A 26,229-nucleotide genomic window follows, 5' to 3' on the forward strand; every position below is an offset into this window, starting at 1 on the left:
TATACTGCGGAGGAAGTTACCTTTGATTTGTACAGCTCTCCGCAATGTCGTCCCGCCCGCTTTCCGAACTCTATACCAAACTATCCCCCGAAGCAGCCGAGGCGCTTTTGCTGCCGGAGCGGCCCCGCGAAGTCGGCCACTTCAACGTGTTCAATGTAGCGGACCTGATGCTGGCCAACCGCGACCGGCCGCCCATGACTTTCGACCGGCGCGCCTTCTATAAAATCAGCCTGATTCGGGGCCGCAGCCGCATCGAGTTTGCCGACCAGGTGGCGGAAGTGACGGGCGGGGCGCTGTGGTTTGCCTCCTCGCGGGTGCCGTACCGTTGGCTGCCGCACGACCAGAACCAAACCGGCCATTTCTGCATCTTCACCGAGGAGTTTCTGCAGCCCACAAAGGGCCGCACGGCGCTGGAAGAGCTACCATTCTACCAGCCCGGCGCTTACCCGATTGTGCGGATAGCCGACCCGGAATTCGCTGCAATAGAAGCTATTTTCCAGAAGATGGAGCAGGAAATTGCCTCCGACTTCGCCTATAAATACGACCTGTTGCGCGCCTACCTGCTGGAGATGGTGTACTACGTGCAGAAGCTGCAGCCGGCCCCGGCAGCGGCACCCACGCAAAACGCCTCGGCCCGCCTGACTGCCCAGTTTGCCGACCTGCTGGAGCGGCAGTTTCCCCTCGAGTCGCCGCAGCAGCGCCTGCGCCTGCGCACCGCCACCGACTACGCCGCCCACCTGGCCGTGCACGTCAACCACCTCAACCGCGTGCTCAAGGACACCACCGGCCAAACCACCACCGCCCTCATTAGCAGCCGGGTAGGGCAGGAGGCCAAAATCTTGCTGAAGCAAACGAGTTGGACTGTTTCCGAAATCGCCGACAGCCTGAGCTTTGCCGATGTGGCGCACTTCTGCAACTTTTTCAAGCGGCAGACGGGCCTGACGCCGGGGGATTTTCGGGGGTAGGGGATGCATACTTGCGTCTCGTCGTTGAACTACGGAATTGAACGACGCTCGAACGGCGCAGCCGACGAAACGCAAGTATGCGTCTCTACACCGTTTGGGCTGAACGCAGCAATTGTTTGAATTATTCAGCAAATTGTTTATCCTGCGCAGTGCCGCCATTATTCACGCGCCGGTCCTTTGTGGCGTAATCAATCCCCACTTTTAAAGGACATTCACATGCGTGTTTTCGTAACCGGCGCGTCGGGCTTTGTCGGCTCCGCCATTGTTCAGGAATTACTCGGCGCGGGCCATCAGGTGCTCGGCCTCGCCCGCTCCGAAGCGTCGGCCCGGGCGCTTGCTGCTGTCAGCGCAGAGGTGCACCGCGGCTCACTCGACGACCTCGACAGCCTGCGGCGCGGCGCGGCCGGAGCCGATGGCGTCATCCACACGGCCTACAACCACGACTTTTCGCAATACGCCGCCGCGGGCCAGACCGACCGCCAGGCCATCGAGGCCCTCGGCGAATCCCTGGCGGGCTCCGACCGTCCGCTCATCGTCACGTCCGGGCTGGCGGGCTTCAACCTGGGCCGCCCCGCCACTGAGGATGACAACCCCGCCGCCTCGCCGCGCCAGTCGGAAGCAGCGGCCATGCAGTTGGCCGCGCAGGGCGTGCGCGCCATGGTGGTGCGCCTGGCCGCTTCCGTGCACGACCGCGGCGACCACGGCTTCGTGCCGGTGCTCATCGAAACGGCCCGCCAAAAAGGCGAAGCGGCCTACATCGGCGACGGCCGCAGCCGCTGGCCCGCCGTGCACCGCCTCGACGCCGCGCGCCTCTATCGGCTGGTGCTGGAGCAGGGCACTGCCGGCACCAACTACCACGGCGTGGCCGACGAAGGTATTGCCATGCGCGACCTAGCCGCCGTCATCGGCCGGCACCTGAACCTGCCCGTCGTATCGAAAACGCCCGAGGAAGCCGCCGACCATTTCGGCTGGATGGCGCGCTTCGCCGGGCTGGACCTGTCGGCGTCCAGTGCCCTCACCCAGCAGTGGCTGGGCTGGCACCCCACCCATCCCGGCCTGCTGGCCGACCTGGAGCAGGGGGATTATTTTGAGAAGTAAGTTGGTAGCAGCCGAAACGCCCCGCAACTGTTTGGTTGCGGGGCGTTTCTGTCTGGGAGTAGGCCTTTGTCGTTTTCTGATTCGCAACAGCGGTTATTCAGCCAATATTGGGTAGCTTGACGCTGCCAATAGCAACGATTCCCGCACAATGACAGCCCGCAATATCACCTTAACTGAAACCGTAAGCGACGATTTAGACACGCTGTTTCTGTTTCAGACAGACGAAGAAGCCATTCGTTTGGCCGCGTTCACCCCGAAAGACCCCAGCGACAAAGCAGCCTATCTCGAAAAATACGCCAAGCACTTAGCAGACCCGACCATCCACATGCGGACCATAAAAGCCGACAATGAAATTGTGGGCAGCATCGCAAAATTCCTGATGCACGGCGACGCTGAAATCACCTATTGGATTGATAGAAAGTATTGGGGGCACGGAATAGCTACCACTGCCCTGCAAGCCTTTCTGCAACTCGAACCAGCCCGCCCCATCTACGGCCGTGCCGCCTTTGACAACCACGGCTCCCAAAAGGTTTTGGAGAAGTGCGGGTTTGAAAAAACCGGAACGGATAAGGGTTTTGCCAATGCGCGGCAGGTGGAGGTTGAAGAGTATGTTTACAAACTGTCGGACTAACAGGCGACGCTGATTCACTGACAATCTTATCAGGGCTCATTTATTCGGCCATCGCTGCGGTTCGCGGCAGGGGCACTTCTCGGAACAGCTAAACGTCGTAAAGCAACTACTCAAGCGACAGAATCAACCAATTTGAATGCTTGCCCACCTATTATGAAGAAGAAAGATATAAAGACTTTTTTTAACGCTATAAGAAGTAGGGACATTCAGAAAGTTGTTGAACTAGTGTCTGATAACAGAGAGTACTTATCAGCTACGAACTTCGCGCCTCCTAAAAAAGATGATGGGCAATCAGGGCTTCAAGTAGCATTCAAGACGGGTAATTTTGATATTGCTCAATTCTTAATTGACCAGGGTGCAGATATTGATTTTATAGAAACATCAAATATCAATGAGTGGACTGCTCCGGTTTTGCATGATAGCATCAGAGCGACGATTTTTAATTCATATACCGTTCAAAAGGACACAGCTAAATTTGATAATGCATTTTCACTGCTTCAATTAATGCTGGATAAAAAAGCCAATCCCAATGCAATAGATTCTTATGGTAATAATTGCCTGCATAGAGCAATTTTGGATTCAAGACAAATGATTGATAATCCAAAGGCAGATGTAGCTAATGGCATTTTGTTAGAGCAAATCAGGAGAATTTTTACTGTTCTTATATTAGCAGGGGCAGATGTTAGTTCGTCGACTGAATCAAGACCAAGTGCTTTGGATGTAGCTGTAAATTTTAGGCTGGAGCAATTTCATTTATGGTAATTCATGCTACATAAATCAAATGTTTCTCAAGGCCTGCAAAAGAAACGCCCCACAACCAACCAGTTGCGGGGCGTTTTTTTTGCGGCCTAAGCTGCTTTAGCTACTCGCGGTGCCCGGTTACTGCCAGCCGCCGCCCAGGGCGCGGTACACGTTCACCGAGGCGTTGAGCTGCTGCATGCGGGTTTCGATGAGGTCGAACTTCGACTCCAAAGCGTCGCGCTGGGTGAAGAGGACTTCCGTGTAGTCGGCGCGGGCGTAACGGAAGAGGCTGTTGGAAATGTCCACCGACTGGTTGAGGGCAGCCACTTCCTTGGCTTTCGCGTCATAGCTCTTGGCCAGGTTGCTGATGTTGGCCACTTGGTTCGATACCTCGATGTAGGCGTTCAGCACCGTTTTCTCATACTGGTACACAGCCTGCGTCTGGGCGGCGTTGGCGGTGTAGTAGGCCGCTTTGATGCCGTTGCGGTTGAAGAGCGGGCCGGCCAGGTCGGCGCCCAGCGCGTAGAGCATCGACTGGGGCGTGCTCACCAGCAGGCCGGGCGTGAAGGCCGCCAGCCCGACGCCGCCGGTCAGGCCCAGCGAGGGATAGAAGTTGGCCCGGGCCACCTGCACGTCGACCTTGGCGGCGGCCAGCTGCTGCTCGGCCTGCCGGATGTCGGGGCGGTTGTTGAGCAGCTGTGCAGGCGAGCCCACCTGGCTGGCCAGCGGCGCCAATTCGTTGAACGACTGCGTGCTGCGCGTCACCGTCTGCGGGTAGCGGCCGGCCAGGTAGTTCAGCTTGTTCTCGGTTTCGACGATGCTTTGCTGCAGCTTGAACTGCAGGGCGCGGGTATGCTCTACCTGGGCCTCGAAGCGTTTCACGGCCAGTTCGGTGGCGCGGGCCGACTCCTTCTGCAGCCGCACCAGCTCCAGGGCGTTGCTCTGGATGCCGATGTTCTGCTGCACGATGGCCAGCTGGTTGTCGTAGGCCAGCAGCTCGTAGTAGGAGTTGGCAATTTCGGCAATCAGGTTGGTCACCATGAAGTTTTTGCCCTCCACGGTGGCCAGGTAGCGGATGGCCGCCGCCTTCTTTGCATTGCGCAGCTTGTGCCAGATATCGACCTCCCAGGTGGCAAACGCGCCCAGCTGGAAATTGGTGAGCGGGTCGGGCGTGCGGCGGTCTTCCTTAATCTGGACCTGCTCCTCGGTGGCGCCTTGCAGGGTGTAGCGGCCCACTTTCTCCACGTCGGCGCGGGCGCCGAGGCTCACGAAGGGCAGGTACTCGCCCTGGCGGGCGCGGATTTCATTCTTGGCAATCTCAATCTCCTGGAGCGTGATGTTCAGCTCCTGGTTGTTTTGCAGGGCAGTTGCAATCAGTTCCTGCAGGTTAGGGTCGGTGAAAAACTGCTTCCACTGCACGCGGCCGGAGTTGGTGCTGTCGAGCGTGCCGGCCGACGTGGCCGGGGCAGCGGTCGAATAGCTGCCCGGCACGTTGCGGTTTTCGTTTTTTACGACCAGCTCGGGCGTTTTGCAGGCACCCACGGCGAGGGCCAGGCCGGCCGCGCCGAGGACTTGATAAATTCGTTTCTTAAGCATAAGGCTCCATTTCTTCTAGTGTCACGCGGGGCTCTACGCCTTCCAGGATGGGCGACTCATTTTCGTCGCGAATCAGTTTGCTGTTGCCGGCCAGGGTGCCGAAGAAGTAGTACAAGCCGGGGATGATGATTACCCCGAACACGGTACCGAACAGCATGCCGCCCAGCGCCGAGCTACCGATGGTGCGGTTGCCGATGGCACCGGCGCCGGTGGCCACCACCAGCGGAATCAGGCCGGCGATGAAGGCGAACGAGGTCATCAGAATCGGGCGGAATCGAGTCTTCGCACCTTCGATAGCCGCGTCGCGGACGCTCATGCCTTCTTCGTGTTTCAGGGCCGCGAATTCCACAATCAGTACCGCGTTTTTACCTAGCAGACCCACGAGCATTACCAGACCCACCTGGGCGTAGATGTCGTTGGCCAGGCCAAACATCTTGATGAACAGGAACGAGCCAAACACCCCTGCTACCAGCGAGAGAATAACGGCCAGCGGCAGCAGGAAGCTTTCATACTGCGCGGCCAGCACTAGGTACACGAACACCAGCACGATGAGGAAAATCACGGTCGACTCGTTGCCGCGGCTCACTTCGTCTTTCGACAAGCCGCCCCAGTCGATGCCGTAGCCGTGGGGCAGGGTTTCGGCCACTTCCTGCACCGCTTTGATGGCTTCGCCCGAGCTGTAGCCCGGCGCCGCGCCGCCCCGGATGGAGCCGGTGGGGTACATGTTGTAGCGGTTGATTTCGTTGGCGCCCTGGCTCTTCACGATTTTCATGAAGGCCGAAAACGGCACCATCTCGCCCTTGTCGTTCTTGGCCCACATGTTCAGGATGTCTTCGGGCAGCTTGCGATACTCCGGCGAGGCCTGCACGAACACCTTAAAGAAGCGCTGGTACTTGATGAAGCCCAGCTCGTAGGTCGAGCCCACCAGAATGCTCAGCGTGTTCATGGCGTTGCCGATGCTCACGCCCTTTTGCATGGCCAGCTCGTTGTCAATCTTAAGTTCGTACTGCGGGTAATTGGCCGAGAAGAAGGTGAACACGCCCGCCAGCTCCTTGCGCTTTTTCAGCTTGGCGATGAACTCGTTGTTCACCCGTTCCAGGGCCTTGTAGTCGCCGGTGCTGGTTTTGTCGAGCATTTGCAGCTGGAAACCACCGGCTGCGCCGTAACCCGGCACTGCCGGCGGCTCGAAGAATTCGATGGTCGCGCCGGGAATCTCGTGGGCTTTCTTCTCCAGCGCCTCCACAATCTCGGCAATGGATTCCTTGCGCTCCGACCACGGCTTCAAGTCAATCAAGCAAGTACCGGCGTTCGAGCCGCGGCCTTCGGTCAGTACTTCGTAGCCGGCCAGCGTCGAGATGTTGGCGATGCCGGGCACGTCCTTGGCCAGGTCGCGCAGGCGCTTCGATACGGCGTTGGTTTGCTCCAGCGTGGTGCCGGGCGGCGTCTGCACAATGGCGTAAATCAGGCCCTGGTCTTCGCTCGGAATAAAGCCGGCCGGCAGCCCCGCCGAGATGGCCCAGATGCCCAGCCCGAAGGCCACCAGCATCACGAACGTCACAATGCGGTTGGCCACAATGCGCTGCAGCAAACCCACATACGCATTGGTCAGCTTCTCAAAGCCGCGGTTGAACCAGTCGAAGAAGCGCTGCAGAGGCGTTTGCTTCTTGGGTTGGCCGTGGTGGTTTTTCAGAATCATGGCGCAAAGCACCGGCGTCAACGTCAGGGCCACGAGGCCCGAAATCACGATGGCCGTGGCCATGGTAATGGAGAACTGGCGGTAGAAAATGCCTACCGGGCCGCTCATGAACGACACCGGAATGAACACGGCCGTCATCATGATGGTGATACCAATAATAGCGCCGCTGATTTCCCCAACCACTTGTCGGACTGCATTATAAGGCGATAGGTGCTGCTCGTCCATCTTGGCGTGCACCGCCTCAATCACCACAATGGCGTTATCTACCACAATACCAATCGAAAGCACCAGCGCGAAGAGCGTAATCATGTTGATGGTGAGGCCAAACGCCTGCATCGCAATGAACGAGCCCACCAGCGACACCGGCACGGCCAGCGCCGGAATCAGCGTCGAGCGCCAGTCGCCGAGGAAGATGAACACCACCAGCGCCACCAGAATAAAGGCATCGCGCAGGGTGTGAATCACGTTCTCAATCGAGGCGTCGAGGAAGTTCGACACGTCGTAGGTGATTTTGTAGTCCATGCCGGGCGGGAAGCTGCTCTTTTTCAGCTCTTCCAGCTTGGCCTTCACTTCTTTAATAACATCCGAAGCGTTCGAGCCGTAGGTCTGCTTCAATACGATAGCGGCCGAAGGGTACTGGTTCAGGTTGGAGTAGATGTCATAGTATTCCGAGCCCAGCTCCACGTTGGCCACGTCCTTCAGGTGCAGGCTTTCCCCGTTCGGGTTGGCCCTCAGAATCACGTTCTTATACTGTTCCACGTCGTTGAAGCGGCCCTGGTAGCTCAGCACGTATTCCAGCGACTGCGCATTCTTGCCATCGGCGCGGCCAATCCGGCCCGGCGAACCAATCACGCTTTGCTCATCCAGCGCCTTCATCACGTCGTCCACCGAGATGTTGTAGGCCCGCATGCGGTCGGGCTTCAGCCACACGCGCATGGCGTACTGCCGGCTCCCCAGAATGCTGGCCCGGCCAATGCCGCCGAGGCGCTGCAGCTCGGGTATCATGTTCACGCCGGCGAAGTTGAATAGGTACTTCATGTCCGTGTTCTTGTCTTTCGAGTACAAGTTCACGTACATCAGCATGTTCGGCACCACGCGGTTCACAATCACGCCCTCGCGCTGCACAATCAGCGGCAGGCGGTTGAGCACCTGCGCAATGCGGGTGTTCACGTTCACCACCGCTTGGTCGGGGTTGGTGCCCAGGTTGAAGACAATCTGAATGTTGGCCTCACCGGCCGATACGGCGTCGGAGGTCATGTACTTCATGCCCGGCACCCCGTTCACCGCCTGCTCCAGCGGAATCAGCACCGACTCGGTCAGCACTTTAGCGCTAGCGCCAGGGTAGGAGGCGCTCACCATCACGAGCGGCGGCGAAATCTCCGGAAACTGCGACGTGGGCAGCTGCATGATGGCCAGCCCGCCCATGAGCAGAATGGACACCGAAATAACAATGGCAAATACGGGCCTGCGAATGAATTTACTAAACATATTCTTCTGGCTGTGTGGATATTATTGGTAGAGATGCCGGGCACCTGTAGCGTGGACTCTGCGAGTCCGCGCATGGCGGGATGTTCGCCCGGGCGCGGACTCGCAGAGTCCACGCTACACCCCGCCGGGCGGCGCCCTAACGCTTACTCGGCCGTCACCTTCAAATTCGAGAGAACCCCCTGCGGCGCCTTGTAGTCGTAGGTCACCTTGTCGCCGTCTTTCACCTTGCGCAGGCCTTCCAGGAGGATACGGTCGTTGGGCGTGATGCCGGAACCAATGATGTACAGGTCAGGCATTTCGGAGGCGATGCCGACTTCGCGCTGATGCACTACGTTGTTCTTATCCACCACGAAAACGTACTTCTTTTCGAGGATTTCGAAGGTGGCTTTCTGCGGGATGATGAGGGCGTGTTTCAGCGGCACGGTCATGAGCACGCTGCCGGTTTCGCCGTTGCGCAGCAGCCCGTCGGGGTTGGGGAAGGTGGCGCGGAAGGCAATGTTGCCGGTTTCGTTATTGAAATCAGCCTCAATGGTTTGCACGATGCCGGTCTGGTCGAATACCTCGTTGTTGGCCATGCGCAGCTTCACGTGCGCGGCCTTGTCGTTCGACTTGGCGTGCTCCTTATAGGCCAGGTACTCGGCCTCGGGCACGTTGTAGTACACCCACATTTTGCTATTGTCCGACAGCGTCGTCAGCAAGTCGCCCTCGTCCACGAGGCTGCCCAGCCGGCCCTGGAAGTGGTCCATGATGCCGGTGAACGGGGCCTTCACTGTCGTGAATTGCAGGTGGGCCTGGGCCAGCGACACGTCGGCGTTAGCCTTGTCGTACTTAGCCTGCGACAGCGCCAACTCGCTCTTCGACACGATGTTCTTGTCGGCCAGGTTCTTGGTGTTCTGGTATTCCATCTGCACGTAGTGTGCCTCGGCCTGCGACTTCTTCAGTTCGGCCTGGTACACAGTGGGCTTAATCTGGAACATGGTCTGGCCCTGCGCTACCTTCTGGCCCTCGTCCACGAAAATCTTCTCCAGGTAGCCCTTCTCCAACGCCCGCAGCTCGATGCGCTGGAAGGAGTGAATCTGGGCCACGTACTCCTTCGTGATGGTGGTGTCCTTCTGCAAGGGGCTGGTGGCCACCAGTCTAATCTGCTCTTCGACTTGTTTTTTCTCTTCCTTGCAGCCGGTGGTGTAGCACAAAACGCCGCAACTCAGCAGCATGAATACTCTTTTCATAAGAACCTGGGGTAACGTGACAAGCGGGGGGTATTGCATAGAAAGCGGTAATGCGGCGGGAAACACCCAGCGGCCGGCCAAACCCAGAATGCAGTGGGGGAAGCCCGCGACGCTGGGCGCGGCCGGCAGATGGGTAGGGCCGGACTAACCGGTTTGGGGGTTATTCATACTTCACGAAAGGCGCCGCTCAACTAGCAGAACGTCCTTGGCCATCAGCAACCTGCCGGGGCCAAACCAAGCCAAAAGCGCGCATCGCAGGGTGGGAAGGGCGAGGCCGCGCGGCCTGGGTCATGGGGTGACAATACAAACTTCCCCCCGATGGCATGAAGCGGAAATGAAGGTTTATGAAGATGAATTTTTATTTTCCGGCCCGCATCTGCCGCGTCCAGAGGCACTTTTGGGCCTGGGAGCGGGGCGGGTTGGTGAGGAATGTGAAGCCTTCCTTGTTACCTTTAATTCATCCCCCAAGCCATGACGATAAGCAGACAGGCTACTGCTTTCACCATCGAACTATGAAGACTTTAACCCTTAGCATACCGGATGCGCTTGATTTGGACAATCGGGACATCGCAATGATTGTCTCAACTCGCCTGTATGAGCAAGGCAAGCTCTCACTGGGCCAGGCAGCAGAAGTAGCGGGTTTGACGAAACGGGCTTTTGCCGAACTACTAGGCAGTTATGACGTGTCGATATTCAATTCGCCGGCATCTGATTTAGCCAGTGACATAGCGAATGCCTAGAACCGTTATTTCGGATACCAGCTGCTTCAGCAACAAAGCCTGATTTACAGAAGACGAACTATTAAAATTCGTTTTAGATTTTTTTATTTTTTAACCAAAACTCAATCATCATGAATGCAGGCTCACAGTGGAGAAAGTGGAACTTTCATGTACATACAAAAGGAACAAATAAGAACAATCAGTTCTCATCCCAAACTATGGATGATTTCTTTTTGATATTCTTTAAAGAAGCATACAACAACCAAGTATCTGCTATTGGCATAACGGATTACTTCTCAATAGAGAGATACCATGATGCAGTTGAATATAGAAGGCAGATTAATAATAAGGTGGATTCGAATGGAATAAAGCTATTTGATGAGGCTGAAATCTTATTTATAAGCAAAATATTTTTGTTTCCAAATGTAGAGCTTAGAATGTTGCCTTCAACTGGAAAAGCTAACTTGATTAATATACATTGTTTGTTCAATCCGGACTATGTAAACGAACTAGATAATGATTTCTTCTCACATATTACCAACCAAGAAGGTAAAAAGATGAACCGCCATGGTATCACAAGCTATGGTAGACTGCTAGACGATTCCATTTCTACACCGGAGGGACAGTATAAGAAAGGTATTGACAACTTCGCTGTGAGTTTAAGCGACTTGAAAGAACTGGCTAAAAATAAGCAATTCAGAGATAATACGTTGTTCGTTGTCAGCAACTCTGACCGTGATGGAGCTTCTGGTTTACAAGAAAGCTACGAATTGTTTGGAAATGATGGTGGAAGTATGGGTGGGGTGCGTAAATCTATTTATTATTTATCGGATGCTATTTTTGCTACAAGCCCAGGTGCAATCAAATATTTTCTTGGAAAAAAGTCGGAAGGAAAGGATAATTATAATGAAGCATTATACAAGCTAGAGCTGGAGCAAACGCTTGACGAAATAGGTTCTTTGAAGCCGTGCATTGTTGGCTGTGACGCCCATAAGGAACAAGACCTTTTTAAAAGGTTTACATGGGTTAAAGCAGACTTAAGTTTCGAAGGATTGAGACAAATTTGTTTCGAGCCAGAGTATCGAGTTAGAATTCAGAATAATGCGCCGGATTTCAAGGAGGAAAAGCTTCTGATTGAGAAGGTGAAATTTGTGTCACCTAACAGTGTTTTTTCTACCAATGCGATTCATTTCAATCCTAATCTAAATGTTATTATTGGTGGAAAATCGTCAGGAAAATCTATTTTACTATACGCAATTGCGAAAACCCTTTCTGCAGATTCATCAGTTTTGAAACGTGGGGATGATTCATACAAGTATGATTTAAATAAAATCGAAAAGGATTTCGATTTTGAAATAACTACTAAGGGCGGATTTAGCCAACGGCTCAACAGAGCTGATGGGGAAAACTCCATATTGCCGGAAATAAAATATATTCCTCAAGGTTATCTCGTGAGACTTGCAGAGCCCGAATTGAATAAAACGGGAGAGTCGCTAAATAAAATTGTCAGGGATTTAATTATTGAAGACGACTCTTCTAAAGAGGCTTACCAGGGCTTTCTCAGCAAGGTAACTCAAGGGGATAGGCTGAGAAACGCACAAATTGATTTCTACTTCGAAACGCGAGAAGAAATTGAGGCACTGGAGGAAGAACTCAAGACCAAGTCTAAAAGTGATGTATTGTCGAATAACATCGAATCAAATATAAGGAAAGTCGAGGAGTTAAATAAAGGCAACGGTTTGACAAAAGAGCAAGTTGAAGAATACAAAAAGCTTCAAACAAGTTTGGATGCAAACGGTACCAAATTCAAAAGCTATAAGGAAGACTTATCTGCAATAAAGGCTTTCAATTATGAGCTTCTGCAGACTTTAAAAGGTCTAGCTAGTAGAAAAACTTCTTTGCTAGATAATCTAATGTTGGATGAAATCAAGGAATACTATCAGAAAGAATATGCCTTGATAGATAATCTTGTCGCATTATCAGAAGCCGTGGAGACTTCATTGCAAGTTGAAGTGAATGAGGAAGGAAAGCGAAGGTTTAAAAATGACTGCACTTTTAAGCAGGTTATATCCCGTCTTAATGAAGAGCAGAAACGATTACATGTTGAAATTGAGCCTTATCAGAAAGATGAAGAGGTCAGAAAAGCTGTTGATGAGCTAAATGCCTCAATATCAAATGATAGAAAAGCGTTACATGATATTACATCCATAACAAAAAAAATAGCGGATAAAAAGAAAGGTCTTGATACGGCTGAGGCAGAAATATTTAAAATATATGAAAATAGTTTTAAAGAATACTTAAGTATCATAGAGCAGCTCAAAGAGAGAACTGTTGAACTAGAGAAGGATGGGCTCAAGATTGTGGGCAAAGCTCAATTTAATTTTGTCAAGTTAAGAAAGCAGCTAATACCTGTAAGTGACGGCAGAAGAGCTTCATATAATCAGTATGATATTCTGTCAGAAGCTAAAAAGGCAACTGATGAAGTTGACTTCAAGCTAATTCTTGACAGTGTCAAACAGCTTTTTAAAGATATAACAGTTGGTATTTATAAGATTACCAACAAGATTTCCATTGCCAATGCTGTCAAATTAGTATTGGATGACTTCTTCTTTGATTACTGGCAAATTTCTTATAAGAATGACCGTTTGGGAGAAATGTCTACCGGTAAGGCAAGCTTTGTTATACTAATGCTAATCGTTGGGCTGAGTAAGTCTAAAGCGCCGATTCTGATTGACCAACCTGAAGATAACCTAGATAATAGGTCAATAACAGCTGATTTGGTTGATTATCTTAGAAATAAGAAACTTGACAGGCAAATAATCATTGTGACGCATAATGCTAACGTTGTTGTGAACGCAGATGCTGAAAACGTCATCGTGGCTAATCAAAAAGGCCAAAGTGACGATAATTCTACGAGCCCATTTAAGTTTGATTATATAAATGGTGCAATTGAAAACTCCTTCGAAAAACTAAATACAGAGACAGACGTCCTAAAATCCATGGGTATTAGACAGCATATTGCTGATATTGTCGAAGGGGGTAAAGAAGCCTTTGTTATGAGGGAAAAAAGATACCGATTTAACTGATGTACATAGAAACGCCCCGCAACGAATTCGTTACGGGGCGTTTCTTTTGAGGCTTCAGCTACTGCCGCACCTTGCGGGGCGGAAGCGCTGGCGGGTGGCATTACGACTTGGCCAGGTCGAAGCGGCCGAGGTTCATCACCTTGGCCCACACGGCCACGAAGTCCTTCACGAATTTCTCCTGCGAGTCGGCGCAGGCGTACACTTCGGCCAGGGCGCGCAGTTCGGAGTTCGAGCCGAAAATCAGGTCGACGCGGGTGCCGGTCCACTTCGTCTGGCCGGTTTTGCGGTCGCGGCCGTTGAAGAGGTTTTGGGCGTCCGAGGTGCTGCCCCAGGTGGTGTTCAGGTCGAGCAGGTTCAGGAAGTAGTCGTTGGTGAGCGCGCCGGCCTGGGTGGTGAACACGCCGTTGTTCGAGCCGTCGAAGTTGATGTTGATGGCGCGCAGGCCACCGAACAGGACGGTCAACTCGGGGGCGGTTAGGGTCAGGAGTTGGGCTTTGTCAATCAGCAGCTCCTCGGCGGCGGCGCGGTGATGCGTTTTCAGGTAATTGCGGAAGCCATCGGCGGCCGGCTCCAGGGCCTGGAACGATACCACGTCGGTTTGCTCCTGGGTGGCATCGGCGCGGCCGGGGGTGAAGGGCACGGTCACGGTGTGGCCGGCGTTTTTGGCGGCCTGCTCGATGCCGACCACGCCGGCCAGCACGATGAGGTCGGCCATCGAAACCTGCTTGCCGCCGGTCTGGGCCGTGTTGAACTCTTGCTGAATGCCGCCGAGCTTGTTGAGCACGGTGGAAAGCTGGGCGGGGTTGTTCACTTCCCAGTAGCGCTGCGGGGCCAGGCGGAGGCGGCCGCCGTTGGTGCCGCCGCGCTTGTCGGAGCCGCGGTAGGTGGAGGCCGAAGCCCAGGCGGTAGATACCAATTGCGACACAGTGAGGCCGGCAGCGGCAATTTTGCCTTTCAGCGCGGCTACATCCTGGTCGTCAATTACCTGGTAAGTAACGGCGGGAATCGGGTCTTGCCAGAGCAGTTCTTCGGTGGGCACTTCGGGGCCGAGGTAGCGCTCCTTGGGACCCATGTCGCGGTGCGTCAGCTTGAACCAGGCGCGGGCGAAGGCGTCGGCAAACTGGTCGGGGTTTTCGTGGAAGCGGCGCGAAATGGCCTCATACGCCGGGTCGGCGCGCAGGGCGATGTCCGAGGTCAGCATGAAGGGGGCGTGCTTCACGGCCGGGTCGTGGGCATCGGGGATGGTGCCGGCGCCGCCGCCGTTCACGGGGCGCCACTGGTGCGCACCGGCGGGGCTCTTGGTCAGCTCCCACTCGAAACCGAACAGGTTGTCGAAGTAGTCGTTGCTCCACTTCGCGGGGGTGCGGGTCCAGGCACCTTCGAGGCCGCTGGTGATGGTGTGCTCGGAGTGGCCTTTGCCGAAGCTGTTGCGCCAGCCCTGGCCCAGCTCTTCGAGGGGCGCGCCGGCGGGCTCGCGGGCCACGAATTTGGCGGGCTCGGCCGCGCCGTGGGTTTTGCCGAAGGTGTGGCCGCCGGCAATAAGGGCCACGGTTTCTTCGTCGTTCATGGCCATGCGGCCGAAGGTTTCGCGGATGTCGCGGGCCGAGCGCTCGGGGATGGGCTCACCGTCCGGTCCTTCGGGGTTCACGTAGATGAGGCCCATTTGCACGGCGGCCAGCGGGTTTTCCAGCTGCCGGTCGTCCACGTAGCGCTTATCGCCGAGCCACTCGGTTTCGGGGCCCCAGTACACGTCTTCCTGCGGCTCCCACACGTCGGCGCGGCCACCGGCGAAGCCGAACGGCTTCAGGCCCATCGACTCGAGGGCGCAGTTGCCGGTCAGAATCATGAGGTCGGCCCAGGAGATTTGCTTGCCGTATTTCTGCTTGATGGGCCACAGCAGGAGGCGGGCTTTGTCGAGGTTGGCGTTGTCGGGCCAGCTATTGAGGGGGGCGAAGCGCTGCATGCCCGCGCCCGCACCGCCGCGGCCGTCGGCAATGCGGTAGGTGCCGGCGCTGTGCCAGGCCATCCGGATGAAGAAGGGGCCGTAGTGGCCGTAGTCGGCCGGCCACCAGTCCTGCGAGTTGGTCATCAGCTCGAACAGGTCCTGCTTCACGGCGTTCAGGTCCAGCTTTTTGAATTCTTCGGCGTAGTTAAAATCCTTGTCCATCGGGTCGGTCAAGGACGAGTGCTGGCGCAGAATGCTCAGCTTGAGCATGTTGGGCCACCACTCGCGGTTGGTGCGGCCGCCACCGGCCGTCTGCTTCACCGCGCCGTTGAGGAAGGGGCACTGGGCGGCGTCCGCGTTCAGGTCGTGGAGGATGGAGTTGTCTGCGGGGAGGTCGTGCAGGTTGGCGCTCATCTTGAAAGTGGTTTTGGTGGTCGGCCTTGTAAATGGCCGGGTGAATTAAAAAGTTTGCGGGCTTGCCTGGGAAGCCGTTTTGAGGGGCTGAAGCAGGGCAGTGGGCAGCAGCTTTGCACAAAGCTACTTGGTGCAAATGCATAATCAAAATCGATTTTGTTTATAAATTTATAACCAAAACCTATAAGCAGCGCGCTGCTCATCCGCCATGAATCTCCAACAACTCGGCTACCTCGTGGCCTTGGATACGCACCGCCAGTTTGGCCTGGCCGCCGAAAAAAGCTTCGTGAGCCAGCCCGCGCTCAGCGTGCAGGTGCAAAAGCTGGAAGAGGAGCTGGGCGTGTTGCTGTTCGACCGCACCCAGCGCGGGGCCGAGCCCACGGCCGTTGGGGCCCAGGTCATTGCCCAGGCCCGGCGCGTGCTGCACGAAGCCCAGCAGCTGCGCGAGCTGGTGCAGGTGGCCAAAGGCGAGGTGGTGGGCGAGCTGCGCCTGGGCGTCATCTCCACACTGGCCCCGTACCTGGTGCCGCGCTTCCTGGTGGGCCTCAGCACGGCCTACCCCAATCTGCGCGTCCACATCGAGGAGCTGCGCTCGGAAGAAATCATGCTACGCCTCAAGGACTACCGGCTGGATGTGGGCCTGCTGGTCACGCCGCTCGATGACCGGCTGCTGCACGAGCTACCCCTGCTGGACGAGCCTTTCCTGCTGCTCGCCTCCGAGGACCACCCGCTGGCCGCCCGCGCCACGGTGAGCCCGGCCGACCTGGCCAGCCCCGGCCTGTGGCTGATGCAGGAGGGCCACTGCTTCCGCAACCAAGTCCTGAATCTGTGCGGCCGAGCGGCTTCCACCGGCGCGGTGGCCTACGAAAGTGGCTCCATCGAAACGCTGAAAGAACTGGTGCGCCACCACCACGGCTACACGCTGGTGCCCGAGCTGGCCGTGCTGGACGAAGTCGATAGCAACCCGCTACTCAAGCGCTTCGTGGCCCCAACCCCGGTGCGCGAGGTGAGCCTAGTGGTGCACCACGGCTTTGTGCGCACGACGTTGCTCACCGCGTTACGGGAGTTGATTCTGGCCAGCGTGCCTACTCGGTTGCGCGCGGGCAAGTCGGGCGAGAAAATTCGGTGGCGCTAACAGGTGAATCAAAAAAATATTTGGTGACAGACTCTCAAAACCCAGCATTACAAACATGAAAAGCGAAACCATCAAATCTAATATGCCTGACGTGCTGGACAACGGCCCCTTTTACCACGGTACGAGGGCAGATTTGCCGATTGGTGGATTGCTGGCAGCAGGATTCAACTCGAATTACCACCCTGAAGTCATCATGAATCACATCTATTTCACTGCTCTAGCCAATGGGGCGGGACTTGCCGCGGCCCTAGCCAAAGGTGATGGGGACGAACGTGTGTACATCGTTGAGCCGACGGGCAGCTTTGAAAATGACCCGAACGTTACGGATAAGAAATTTCCTGGTAATCCGACTCGCTCGTATCGCAGTCAGGCACCCTTGAAAATCGTTGGCGAAGTAACGGATTGGGTGAGAATAACACCCGAAGAACTCCAACTGTGGCGCGAGAGGCTGGCGAATCTTAGAGCGGATTCGAATGCAAAAATTATTAATTAGCCGAAACCGTAAACGCAAAAACGCCCCGCAACTAACTAGTTGCGGGGCGTTTCTATGTCACTTTAGCGGCACTTGCCGCCGGAGTTTCTACAGCAGCTTGTCAATCGTCACGGGCAGGTCGCGCACGCGCTTGCCGGTGGCGTGGTAGATGGCATTTGTCACGGCGGCGGCTACGCCCAGCAGTCCCACTTCGCCCAGGCCTTTGATGCCGAGGGGGTTGACTTTGTCGTCTTCCTCGCTCACGAAAATCACGTCGATGTCGTGGATGTCGGCATTCACGGGGACGTGGTATTCGGCGTAGTTGTGGTTCATGTAGCGGCCGAAGCGGTGGTCCATCACCGATTCCTCCATCAAGGCCGAGCTGATACCCCACACTACGGAGCCGAGGACCTGGCTGCGGGCCGTTTTGGGGTTGATGATGCGGCCGGCGGCTACGGCATTCACTACGCGGGTGACGTGCACGGTCATCAGGTCGGGGTCCACTTTCACTTCCACAAACACGGCATTGTGGGCGTGCATGGAGTATTTCGGCGGCTTCAGCATTTCCAGCTTGGCCAGCACCGTAGAGTTTTCAGCTTCGATTTTGGGCTCGCCGCTGGCTTGCACAAGGTCGCGCAGGACTACGGCCTGGGTTTCATCGGAGCGCAGGCGCAGCTGGCCGTTGGCAAACTGAACGTCGGCGATTTTGGCGTCCTTGAAGGCTGGGTGGTCCATTTTCTGGGCCTGTTTCAGCAGGGCTTCGCCGAGCTTGGTGCAGGCTTCCACCACGGAATTACCCACGGAGGCGGCCGTCCAGGAGCCGCCTTGCAGGGGCGACTCGGGCAGCGTGGTGTCGCCCAGCACGAAGGTGACGGCTTCGATGGGTAGGCCCATGCTTTCGGCCGCAATCTGCGTCATGATGGTGTAGGTGCCGGTGCCGATGTCGTTGGTGCCGCTGCTCACGGTGAGGTGGCCGTCGGCGTCGAGGCTGGCTTTTACCACGGCGGGCATCTTGGAAGCATCCCAGATGCCGCCGCCCATGCCCCAGCCGACCAGCATCTTGCCGTCGCGCATCGAGCCAGGCTCGGCGGTGCGCTTCTCCCAGCCAAATTTAGCCGCGCCCTCGGTGTAGCACTTGCGGAGGGCCTTGCTGGAGTAGGGGAGGTTCTGGGCCTGGTCGAAATCGGAGTAGTTGCGGATGCGGAATTCGAGCGGGTCGAGGCCGGCGGCGTAGGCCATTTCGTCCATCGCAATTTCCAACGCGATGGAGCCCGAGGCCGCGCCGGGCGCGCGCATATCGAGCGGCGAAAACACGTCGAGCTTGCTCAGACGGTAGCCCAGTTCCACGTTTTTGCAGTCGTAGAGCGTGCCGGTCCAGCCCACCACATTTTCGGTGAAATCCTCGAACTGCGAGGTTTCGGCCACCGCAAAGTGGTTGATGCCGGTGAGCGAACCGTCCTCAGCCGTAGCCATGGCTACGTGCTGCAAGGTTTCGGGCCGGTGGCCGAAGCTGAACATCTGCTCGCGGGTGAGCGACACGCGTACCGAGCGTTCCAGCTGCAGCGAGGCCATTACGGCCAGAAACAGCTGGTACTGCGGCCGCAGGCCGGAGCCGAAGCCGCCGCCGGTGTACTTTGAAATCACCCGCGCCTCATCCTTGCTCAGCCCGAAAATCTTACTGATGTACTGCTGGCTGTTGAAAACGCCCTGCGTTTTGTCGTACACCGTCAGCTTCTTATCCCCGAGCCATTCCACCGTGGTGGCGAACATCTCCATGGGGTTGTGGTGCTGGGCGTGGTGCGAATAATTCGCCTCGATGTGCGCCACACCCTGCTTCCAGCCCTTGCCGAAGTTGCCGCGCGACTTCGGCGGCTTGTAGCCGGTTTTACCACGGCCGGGCTCGAATGCCTCGTCGATGTGCTTTACCAACTCGGTTTCGTGCGCTTCCTCCTGGTACTCAATGTGCAGGATTGACGCGGCGTAGCGGGCCAGCTCAAACGTGTCGGCCACCACCAGCGCCACGGGCTGCATGCTATACTTGATTTCGGCATCGTGAAGCGGGCGGAAGGGCGAGCCGCCGGGGGCCACGTCGTCCTTATAGCTGCGGTCGAGGAAGGCCAGCGAGGGCACGTTTTCGTGGGTGAAAACTTCCTGCACACCGGGCAAAGCCAGCACTGGGGCGGTGTCGATTTTCGTTATTTTCCCTTTGGCAATCGGGCTGCTCACTACGTATCCGTAGAGCAGATTGGGCACGCTGAATTCGGCGGCGTACTTGGCGGTGCCGGCCACTTTAGCCGGGCCATCGACGCGGTTGGTGGGTTTGCCGATGTAGTCGGTGGTGTGGCTCATGGGTTGGAATTTTGAAAGGCGTTGGTGTCGAGCACCTGATTCATTTCGGTGGCTTGCTTGAGGGCGCGCACAATGGCGCGCTTGGCCAGCTCAATCTTAAACGTGTTGGCGCCGTAGCCTTTGGCGTTTTCGAGCACCTTGGCGGCCACACGTCGGAAGGTGTCGGCGGTAGCGGGCTGACCGACGAGCATGGCCTCGGCTTCTTTGTCGCGCCAAGGCTTGTGGGCCACCCCGCCCAGTGCCAGTCGGGCATCTTTGATGAGGGTGCCTTCCAGCTCCAAAGCCGCTGCCACACTCACCAGCGCAAAGGCGTAGCTGGTGCGGTCGCGCAGCTTCAGGTAGCTGAAGTTTTTCTCGAAGCCCTTGGCGGGCAGGTCGAGGCCAGTGATGAGTTCGCCAGGTTCCAGGGTGTTGTCGCGCTCGGGGTGGTCGCCGGGCAGGCGATGAAAATCCTCAAACTTGATAGTGCGCTCGCCGTTGGGGCCGCTCACGCGCACGGTGGTATCGAGGGCGGCCAGGGCCACGCACATATCCGAGGGGTGGGTGGCGATGCATTGGTCGCTGGTGCCCAGGATGCCGCACACGCGGTTGTAGCCGCCAATGGCCGAGCAGCCCGAGCCCGGCTCGCGCTTGTTGCAGGGCGTGGCCAGGTCGTAGAAATAATAGCAGCGGGTGCGCTGCATGAGATTGCCGCCGTCGGTGGCCATGTTGCGCAGCTGCGGGCTGGCCCCGGCCAGAATGGCCTGGTTCAGTAACGGGTAGCGCTTCTCAACCTCGGGGTGCCAGGCGGTGTCGGCGTTGGTGGCGAGGGCGCCGAGGCGCAGGCCGCCGTCGGGCGTGGCTTCGATGGTGTCGAGGCCCAGCTTTTTGAGGCCGATGAGGTGCGTGGGGCGGGCCACGTTTTCCTTCATCAGGTCAATCAGGTTGGTGCCGCCGCCGATGTAGGCCGCGTCGTCGTGCGCGGCTTTGTCCTGCACGGCGCCCGCCACAGCGGTGGCTTGGGTGAAAGTGAAACTGTTCATTGTACTGAAATGAGGAGTGAAGGATTATTTCTTCGGCGGTTCAACCGGGGCCATCTCCGGCTTCGTCGTGCCAGCCGACCAGCCTTTGTCCTCAATGATTAGTCCTTCTTTATTAAGCACTTCCATTACGGCGCTCAGGATGTTGCTGTAGGCGCCGCAGCGGCACACGTTGCCGCTCATCAGCTCGCGCACCTGGGCTTCGGTCTTGGCCTTGCCTTCGTTGATGAGGCCCTGGGCCGAGCAAATTTGGCCCGGGGTGCAGTAGCCGCACTGGAAAGCGTCGTGGTCGATAAACGCCTGTTGCAAGGGGCTTAGCTTGTCCTCTGTGCCCAAGCCTTCGATGGTCTGGATGTGCGAATCTTCGTGCATCACGGCCAGCGAAAGGCAGGAATTTACGCGTTTGCCATCAACCAGCACGGTGCAGGCGCCGCACTGGCCGTGGTCGCAGCCTTTCTTGGTGCCGGTCAGGTCGAGGTACTCGCGCAGGGCGTCGAGCAGGGTGGTCCAGGGCGCAATCTGGAGCGTGTGGGCTTGGCCGTTGATGTTGAGACTGACGGGCTGGGTGGGGGCCAGGGCCACCGGTGGGCGGCCGAGCGGAGCTTGGGTAACTTGGCTCATAAGGGCGAATAGCTTAAGGTTTCGGGTACTGTTACTTGCCTACGGGCGCTTTTTCATCCGTGTTTTCCTAGGTTTGATAATCGGAAAGCGGGTTGCCTCTAATAAGCACAACCAAACAGTACGGGAGTATTAATTATCAGCCATAACTGCGGACAATGAATTTTTAGCGCGCCTCCAAAAACTCCCATTATTGACGCTGTATTGTCAGAAATACAACGCGTTATGCATTGTGCTTATTTCTGCAAACATCATAAAGGAAGGTAGTGCCGTGCGGCACCCTGCATTTCCCGGTTTGATTAGGGTGCATCGTTCAACGAGGAATCCAAAGGATTCGCCCGGCAATAATTTCAATTAAGCCAGAAAGTGCGCGGTGTTGTCCGGTAAAAGGTAATTTTGTATCGAAAAAGCAATAGGCCGGGACCGGTCCATATTGCTTTTGGATTTGAATGATGCTGAAAAATTTCCAACGCTATTTCCGTTTTTATCTGGCAACCTTTCTGTTTGGGTTGCTTCTGGCCGGTATTCGATGGCAAGCTGCACCACTGGGCGAGTCGGTGCCACCGCCGGAACAGTCGGGCTCTGAGCAACAGGTTGTTGCTCCGTTGCACCGGGCAGCCGGTGATTTGGCCATGCGTTAGCCTCCTAGGCCCGTCAGCTGTTCGCATTCGCTGGTTTCGGCCCTGTTTCCGGCGCTTGCGTTAAAGAAGCAGCCGACGGCTTTTTTCGGTCGGCAGCGCTACCTTCCGGCCCCATGAAAATCCTTTTAATTGAAGATGAACCCTCCGTGGCGGCCTTCCTGCACCAGGGCCTGACGGAGCAGGACTACACCGTGGACCTGGCCGCCGATGGCCTGCTGGGCCTCAGCCGCGCCCAAACCACGCACTACGACTGCCTGATTCTGGACCAGATGCTGCCCGGCCTCAGCGGCCTGGAAGTGTGCCGGCAAGTGCGCGCCCACGACCCCGGTGTGCCCATCCTGATGCTGACGGCGCTGGGCGAAACCGACGATAAAATCCGCGGCCTCGACGCCGGGGCCGACGATTACTTGGTGAAGCCTTTCGCCTTCGACGAGCTGCTGGCCCGGCTGCGCGCCCTGGTGCGCCGCCGCACCGAAGCCCCCGCGCCTAAAGCGCCCCTGCGCCTCGCCGACCTCACCCTCGACCCCGCCGCCAAGCGGGTGGAGCGCGCCGGGCAGGCCATTCAACTCACGGCCCGGGAGTTTGCGCTGCTGGAATACCTGCTGCGTAACCAGGGCCGTGTGGTGTCGCGGGCCGATTTGCTGGAGCACGTCTGGGATTTGAGCTTCGATACCGGTTCCAATGTGATTGATGTGTACATCAACTTTTTGCGCAAAAAAGTGGATAAGGGATTTGAACCCAAACTCATTCACACACTGGTGGGCATGGGCTATGTGATGAAGACAGAAGGGTGAATAGGGCGTTAAATAAGAACGTCATGCTGAGCGCAGTCGAAGCATCTCTACCAGGCAAGTATTATGACTAATTGCAACGAAACGGTAGAGATGCTTCGACTTCGCTCAGCATGACGTTCTTGTAATCAATTCGTCCCGCTATAAAGCTTGCTCACGTGACCATTCGCCTTCGCCTTGCGCTGCAGTTCGGGACCATTCTGGCCGTGACGCTGGTGCTGTTTGCATTGGCCATTTACTTCGTCACGCAGCAGTCGCGGCGCGAGCTATTCACCCAGAACCTGTTTAAGCGCACGCTGGTGGTGGGCCATGCCTACGTGGCCGGCCAGAACGAGCGCGACAACGCCGGCGACGAGGCTTCCTACCGCAACTACCTGCGCCAGCTCTACCGCACGCTGCCCGCCGAGCAGGGCCGGGTATACGATGCCGACAACCAGCTGGTGTTTCGGGAAGGGCAGGGGGCCACGCGGCCCGTGCCTGTCAACTGGCTGGCCGAAGTGCGCGGAAGCGGCCGGGCCGTGCTGGAGCCCGAAACCAACTACCACGAAACCGTGGGCCTGCTTTACCACGACGCCCGGCTGGGGGCGCTGGTGGTGGTGGCCTCGTCGGTGGACGAAGACAGCCGCCAGCAGCTGCGCGAGCTGCGGCAACTGCTGGCCGGTGGCCTGCTGGCGGCGGTGGCCGTGATGGGCATCGGCAGTTGGGTGTTTGCCGGGCAGGCGCTGCGGCCCCTGCGCCGCATGGTGCGCGAAGTCGACGGCATCACGGCCACCGACCTGAGCCAGCGCCTGACCCGCGCCGGCGAAACCACCGACGAAATCGGCCTGCTCACTCTGCGCTTCAACCGCCTGCTCGACCGCCTGGAAGCGGCCTTCGTGGGCCAACGCACCTTTGTGCGCGATGCCTCGCACGAACTGCGCACTCCGCTCACGGCCCTCATCGGCGAGTTGGAAGTATCGCTGCTACAGGCCGAACGCCCGCCGGCCGAGTACCGCCGCGTGCTGCAAAGCACGCTGGATTCGGCCCGCCAACTCAACAGCCTCACCAACGGGCTGTTGCAAATTGCCCGCGCTTCCGACGACCCCTCACAGGTGCCGATGACCGACGTGCGCCTCGATGAGCTGCTGCTGCAGGCCCACGAGCAGCTGCTGCGGCGCCACGCCACTTGCCGGGTCGATTTGGATTTTGGCGACGCTGAATCCTTCATCGTGCGTGGTAATGAGGCGCTGCTGCTATCGGCCGTGCTCAACGTGCTGGACAACGCCTGCAAGTTCTCGAAGGAAAGCGGTGGCACCGTGACGGCCACCCTGGCCCGCACCCGCCAGCACCTGACGTTGCTGGTGAGCGACGAAGGCCCCGGCCTTTCGGCTGCCGACCTGGAGCAGGTATTTGTGCCGTTTTTCCGGGCGGCGTCGGCCCGGGCGGTGCCGGGCCACGGCATCGGGCTGCCGCTCACGGCGCGCATCATGGCCCTGCACGGCGGCATGGTGCGGGTGGAGAGCGAGCCCGGCCAGGGAACCCAGGTATGGCTGGAGTGGCCGGTGCCGCGGGGCGCATGAACTGATGAAAGGCCGTCAGGCAGAGCGCAGCCGAGACATCTCGCGTGCTTCGTTCTGGCGGGGCGCCTCACCCCCGGCCCCTCTCCCGAAGGAGAGGGGAGCCGGACAATTCGATTGCTTCAGCACGCGAGATGTCTCGGCTGCGCTCGACATGACGTTCTGGTTTGTTCAATCAAGCCCCCCAAACTGGTTTTAATTTCCTTTTAATTCGCCTTTAATTCCGTCTTAATAGGGCCTTGGTAACCTTGTAGCAGAATTCCCTTTTGGCGCCTTCAGGTGGGCGCTTCGAGGTTGAATAACCCTACACGTCATGACCCAGGTAGTTTCCTCGCCGTCCCGCACCGGGGCGCCTATTGCAACGGCATCGCCTATCCCGGAGGCCACCGCGCCCCGGTCCAAGCCGTCGCTGTTCAGCACCATTGGGCAGGATGCGCCGGCGGGGTTGGTGGTGTTTCTGGTGGCGCTGCCGCTGTGTCTGGGCATTTCGCTGGCCTCGGGTGCGCCCTTGCTGGCGGGCGTCATTGCCGGCATCGTGGGCGGGGTGCTGGTGAGTGTGCTCAGCGGCTCGGCGGTGAGCGTGAGCGGGCCGGCGGCGGGCCTCACGGTGGTGGTGCTGTCGGCCATTTCGACGCTGGGGTCGTGGCCGGCGGTGCTGGCCGCGACGGCCGTGGCGGGCGTTATTCAAATTGGGTTGGGGCTGGCCCGGGCCGGCATTATTGCCCTGTACTTCCCGGCGGCGGTAATCCGCGGCATGCTGGCGGCCATTGGTATTATTCTGATTCTGAAGCAGCTGCCGCACTTTTTTGGAGCTGACGCCGACTACTTTGAGGACATGAACTTCCTGCAGTTCAATGGCCTGAACACGTTCTCCGCTATTGGCGCGGCCATGAAGGGTTTGAGCCCCGGCTCGGTGCTGGTGGGAGTGGTATCGCTGGTGATTTTGCTGCTGTGGAACACGGCCCCGATTCGGCGGCAGTCGTGGTCGCGGCTGGTGCCGGGGGCGCTGATTGCGGTACTGACTGCTGTGGGCATCAACGAATTGCTGAAAAGACTAGCCCCCGACATGCAGGTGCGCCCCGAGCATCTGGTGAAGCTGCCGGTGCTGTCGTCGCTGGGCCAACTGGCCCGCGAAATGACCTTTCCCGATTTTGAGGCCCTGCGGCGGCCGGCCACCTACGGCGTGGCCTTCACCATTGCCGTGGTGGCCTCGCTCGAAACGCTGCTCAGCGTGGAGGCCGTGGATAACCTCGACCCGCAGAAGCGCCACACGCCCACCAACCGCGAGCTGCTGGCCCAGGGCGCGGGCAATTTGGTGAGCGGCCTGTTGGGCGGCCTGCCGCTCACGGCCGTTATTGTGCGCTCATCGGCCAATATCGCGGCCGGCGCGCAAACCAAGCTGTCAGCCTTCATTCATGGCCTGCTGCTGCTCACCAGTTTGCTGTTTCTGGGCGCAGTGCTGAATTTGATTCCGCTCTCGGCGCTGGCGGCGGTGCTGCTGCTGGTGGGCTACAAGCTGACGCCGCCGGCCCTCTACTGCAAGCAGTGGAAGCTGGGCCGTGAGCAGTTCGTGCCCTTTATCATCACCATTGTGGCGGTGCTGTTCACCGATTTGCTGAAGGGCGTGAGCATCGGGCTGGTGCTGGGCTTCTTCTTCATTCTGCGCGACAACGCCAAGGCCGGCTCCTACCTGCGCCGCGACGACTCGGACGACCACGCCGAAACCCCCGACGCCCCGCTGCACCTGCGCCTGCCCGAGCACGTGTCCTTCCTCAACAAAGCCAGCATCGTGACCACGCTAGAGCAGCTGCCCACCAACAGCCGGGTTATTCTGGACGGCAGCCGCTCCGACGTCATCGACCACGACGTGCTCGAAGCCATCGAGGCCTTCCGGCAGGCGGCCCCGGCCCGAGGCATCGAGCTAGAACTGCGCGGCATCCGGCAGGTGGCGCTGGGCACGCACTAGCCGGGGCGTTGCCCAACCCATACTTTTGCCCTGCGATTTAGGCGCTACCTTGGGCGCCATCGGACCGTGACCGA

Annotated in this window: 19 protein-coding genes; 12 read left to right on the forward strand and 7 right to left on the reverse strand. The window is 57.7% G+C overall.

All coding sequences use genetic code 11. The annotated features are described in order from the left end of the window. The first annotated feature begins 44 nt into the window (after positions 1–44). From Q4S41_RS17165 to Q4S41_RS17180, 4 genes are all read left to right on the forward strand, one after another. Complete coding sequence (locus Q4S41_RS17165; protein WP_305032360.1) at positions 45–965, forward strand: helix-turn-helix domain-containing protein; 921 nt, start codon at positions 45–47, stop codon at positions 963–965. Positions 966–1,181: 216 nt separating this feature from the next. Continuing rightward, the gene (locus Q4S41_RS17170; protein WP_305032361.1) at positions 1,182–2,063 is read left to right on the forward strand and encodes an SDR family oxidoreductase; all 882 of its coding nucleotides are present in this window, start codon (positions 1,182–1,184) and stop codon (positions 2,061–2,063) included. 148 nt (positions 2,064–2,211) lie between these two features. Then, complete coding sequence (locus Q4S41_RS17175) at positions 2,212–2,694, forward strand: GNAT family N-acetyltransferase (RefSeq protein ID WP_305032362.1); 483 nt, start codon at positions 2,212–2,214, stop codon at positions 2,692–2,694. Positions 2,695–2,847: 153 nt separating this feature from the next. Further along, entirely contained in the window at positions 2,848–3,456 is a 609-nt protein-coding gene (locus tag Q4S41_RS17180; RefSeq protein WP_305032363.1) for a hypothetical protein, read from the forward strand. Positions 3,457–3,573: 117 nt separating this feature from the next. Here Q4S41_RS17180 and Q4S41_RS17185 read toward each other — a convergent pair whose 3' ends face one another. The 3 genes from Q4S41_RS17185 to Q4S41_RS17195 all read right to left on the reverse strand — a co-directional run bounded on the left by Q4S41_RS17185 (position 3,574) and on the right by Q4S41_RS17195 (position 9,444). Continuing rightward, entirely contained in the window at positions 3,574–5,031 is a 1,458-nt protein-coding gene (locus Q4S41_RS17185; RefSeq protein ID WP_305032364.1) for a TolC family protein, read from the reverse strand. Continuing rightward, positions 5,024–8,215, reverse strand: a complete 3,192-nt coding sequence (locus tag Q4S41_RS17190; protein WP_305032365.1) for an efflux RND transporter permease subunit — start codon at positions 8,213–8,215, stop codon at positions 5,024–5,026. The genes Q4S41_RS17185 and Q4S41_RS17190 overlap by 8 nt, the downstream gene beginning before the upstream one ends. A 143-nt stretch (positions 8,216–8,358) precedes the next feature. Then, positions 8,359–9,444 carry an efflux RND transporter periplasmic adaptor subunit gene (locus Q4S41_RS17195; protein WP_305012924.1) on the reverse strand — a complete coding sequence of 362 codons (1,086 nt, stop codon included), beginning with the start codon at positions 9,442–9,444 and terminating at the stop codon, positions 8,359–8,361. Between the two features lie 512 nt (positions 9,445–9,956). Between Q4S41_RS17195 and Q4S41_RS17200 the strand changes: the two genes are divergently transcribed. Both Q4S41_RS17200 and Q4S41_RS17205 read left to right on the forward strand, forming a co-directional pair. Next, positions 9,957–10,184 (forward strand): UPF0175 family protein, encoded by a 228-nt coding sequence (locus Q4S41_RS17200; RefSeq protein ID WP_305032366.1) that lies wholly within the window; start codon positions 9,957–9,959, stop codon positions 10,182–10,184. Between the two features lie 110 nt (positions 10,185–10,294). After that, on the forward strand, positions 10,295–13,249 hold the full coding sequence (locus Q4S41_RS17205; RefSeq protein WP_369811319.1) for a TrlF family AAA-like ATPase: 2,955 nt from the start codon (positions 10,295–10,297) through the stop codon (positions 13,247–13,249). A 100-nt stretch (positions 13,250–13,349) separates the two neighbouring features. Here the strand turns inward: Q4S41_RS17205 and katG are convergent, their stop codons facing one another. Then, entirely contained in the window at positions 13,350–15,608 is a 2,259-nt protein-coding gene (katG, locus tag Q4S41_RS17210) for a catalase/peroxidase HPI (protein ID WP_305032368.1), read from the reverse strand. Between the two features lie 208 nt (positions 15,609–15,816). On the opposite strand from katG, the gene Q4S41_RS17215 reads away from it, so the two are divergent. Beyond that, on the forward strand, positions 15,817–16,743 hold the full coding sequence (locus tag Q4S41_RS17215; protein ID WP_305032369.1) for a hydrogen peroxide-inducible genes activator: 927 nt from the start codon (positions 15,817–15,819) through the stop codon (positions 16,741–16,743). A gap of 55 nt (positions 16,744–16,798) precedes the next feature. Next, complete coding sequence (gene arr / locus Q4S41_RS17220; protein WP_305032370.1) at positions 16,799–17,236, forward strand: NAD(+)--rifampin ADP-ribosyltransferase; 438 nt, start codon at positions 16,799–16,801, stop codon at positions 17,234–17,236. 87 nt (positions 17,237–17,323) lie between these two features. On the opposite strand, the gene Q4S41_RS17225 is transcribed toward arr, so the two are convergent. The 3 genes from Q4S41_RS17225 to Q4S41_RS17235 are packed head-to-tail and all read right to left on the reverse strand — an operon-like array spanning position 17,324 to position 21,204. After that, positions 17,324–19,564 carry a xanthine dehydrogenase family protein molybdopterin-binding subunit gene (locus Q4S41_RS17225; RefSeq protein WP_305032371.1) on the reverse strand — a complete coding sequence of 747 codons (2,241 nt, stop codon included), beginning with the start codon at positions 19,562–19,564 and terminating at the stop codon, positions 17,324–17,326. Then, on the reverse strand, positions 19,561–20,586 hold the full coding sequence (locus Q4S41_RS17230) for an FAD binding domain-containing protein (RefSeq protein ID WP_305032375.1): 1,026 nt from the start codon (positions 20,584–20,586) through the stop codon (positions 19,561–19,563). Before Q4S41_RS17230 ends, Q4S41_RS17225 begins: the two co-directional genes overlap by 4 nt. A gap of 24 nt (positions 20,587–20,610) precedes the next feature. Beyond that, positions 20,611–21,204 carry a (2Fe-2S)-binding protein gene (locus Q4S41_RS17235; RefSeq protein WP_305032376.1) on the reverse strand — a complete coding sequence of 198 codons (594 nt, stop codon included), beginning with the start codon at positions 21,202–21,204 and terminating at the stop codon, positions 20,611–20,613. Positions 21,205–21,650: 446 nt separating this feature from the next. Between Q4S41_RS17235 and Q4S41_RS17240 the strand changes: the two genes are divergently transcribed. The 4 genes from Q4S41_RS17240 (at position 21,651) to Q4S41_RS17255 (ending at position 26,155) form a co-directional block, all read left to right on the forward strand. Next, the gene (locus tag Q4S41_RS17240; RefSeq protein WP_305032377.1) at positions 21,651–21,842 is read left to right on the forward strand and encodes a hypothetical protein; all 192 of its coding nucleotides are present in this window, start codon (positions 21,651–21,653) and stop codon (positions 21,840–21,842) included. 113 nt (positions 21,843–21,955) lie between these two features. Further along, on the forward strand, positions 21,956–22,636 hold the full coding sequence (locus tag Q4S41_RS17245) for a response regulator transcription factor (protein WP_305032379.1): 681 nt from the start codon (positions 21,956–21,958) through the stop codon (positions 22,634–22,636). A 155-nt stretch (positions 22,637–22,791) separates the two neighbouring features. Beyond that, the gene (locus Q4S41_RS17250; RefSeq protein WP_305032380.1) at positions 22,792–24,192 is read left to right on the forward strand and encodes a sensor histidine kinase; all 1,401 of its coding nucleotides are present in this window, start codon (positions 22,792–22,794) and stop codon (positions 24,190–24,192) included. 310 nt (positions 24,193–24,502) lie between these two features. Then, positions 24,503–26,155, forward strand: coding sequence for a SulP family inorganic anion transporter (locus Q4S41_RS17255; protein ID WP_305032381.1), 1,653 nt, complete (start codon positions 24,503–24,505; stop codon positions 26,153–26,155). Positions 26,156–26,229: the final 74 nt, after the last annotated feature.

The sequence above is a fragment of the Hymenobacter convexus genome (assembly GCF_030580955.1).
In the GTDB taxonomy this organism is placed as follows: Bacteria; Bacteroidota; Bacteroidia; order Cytophagales; family Hymenobacteraceae; genus Hymenobacter.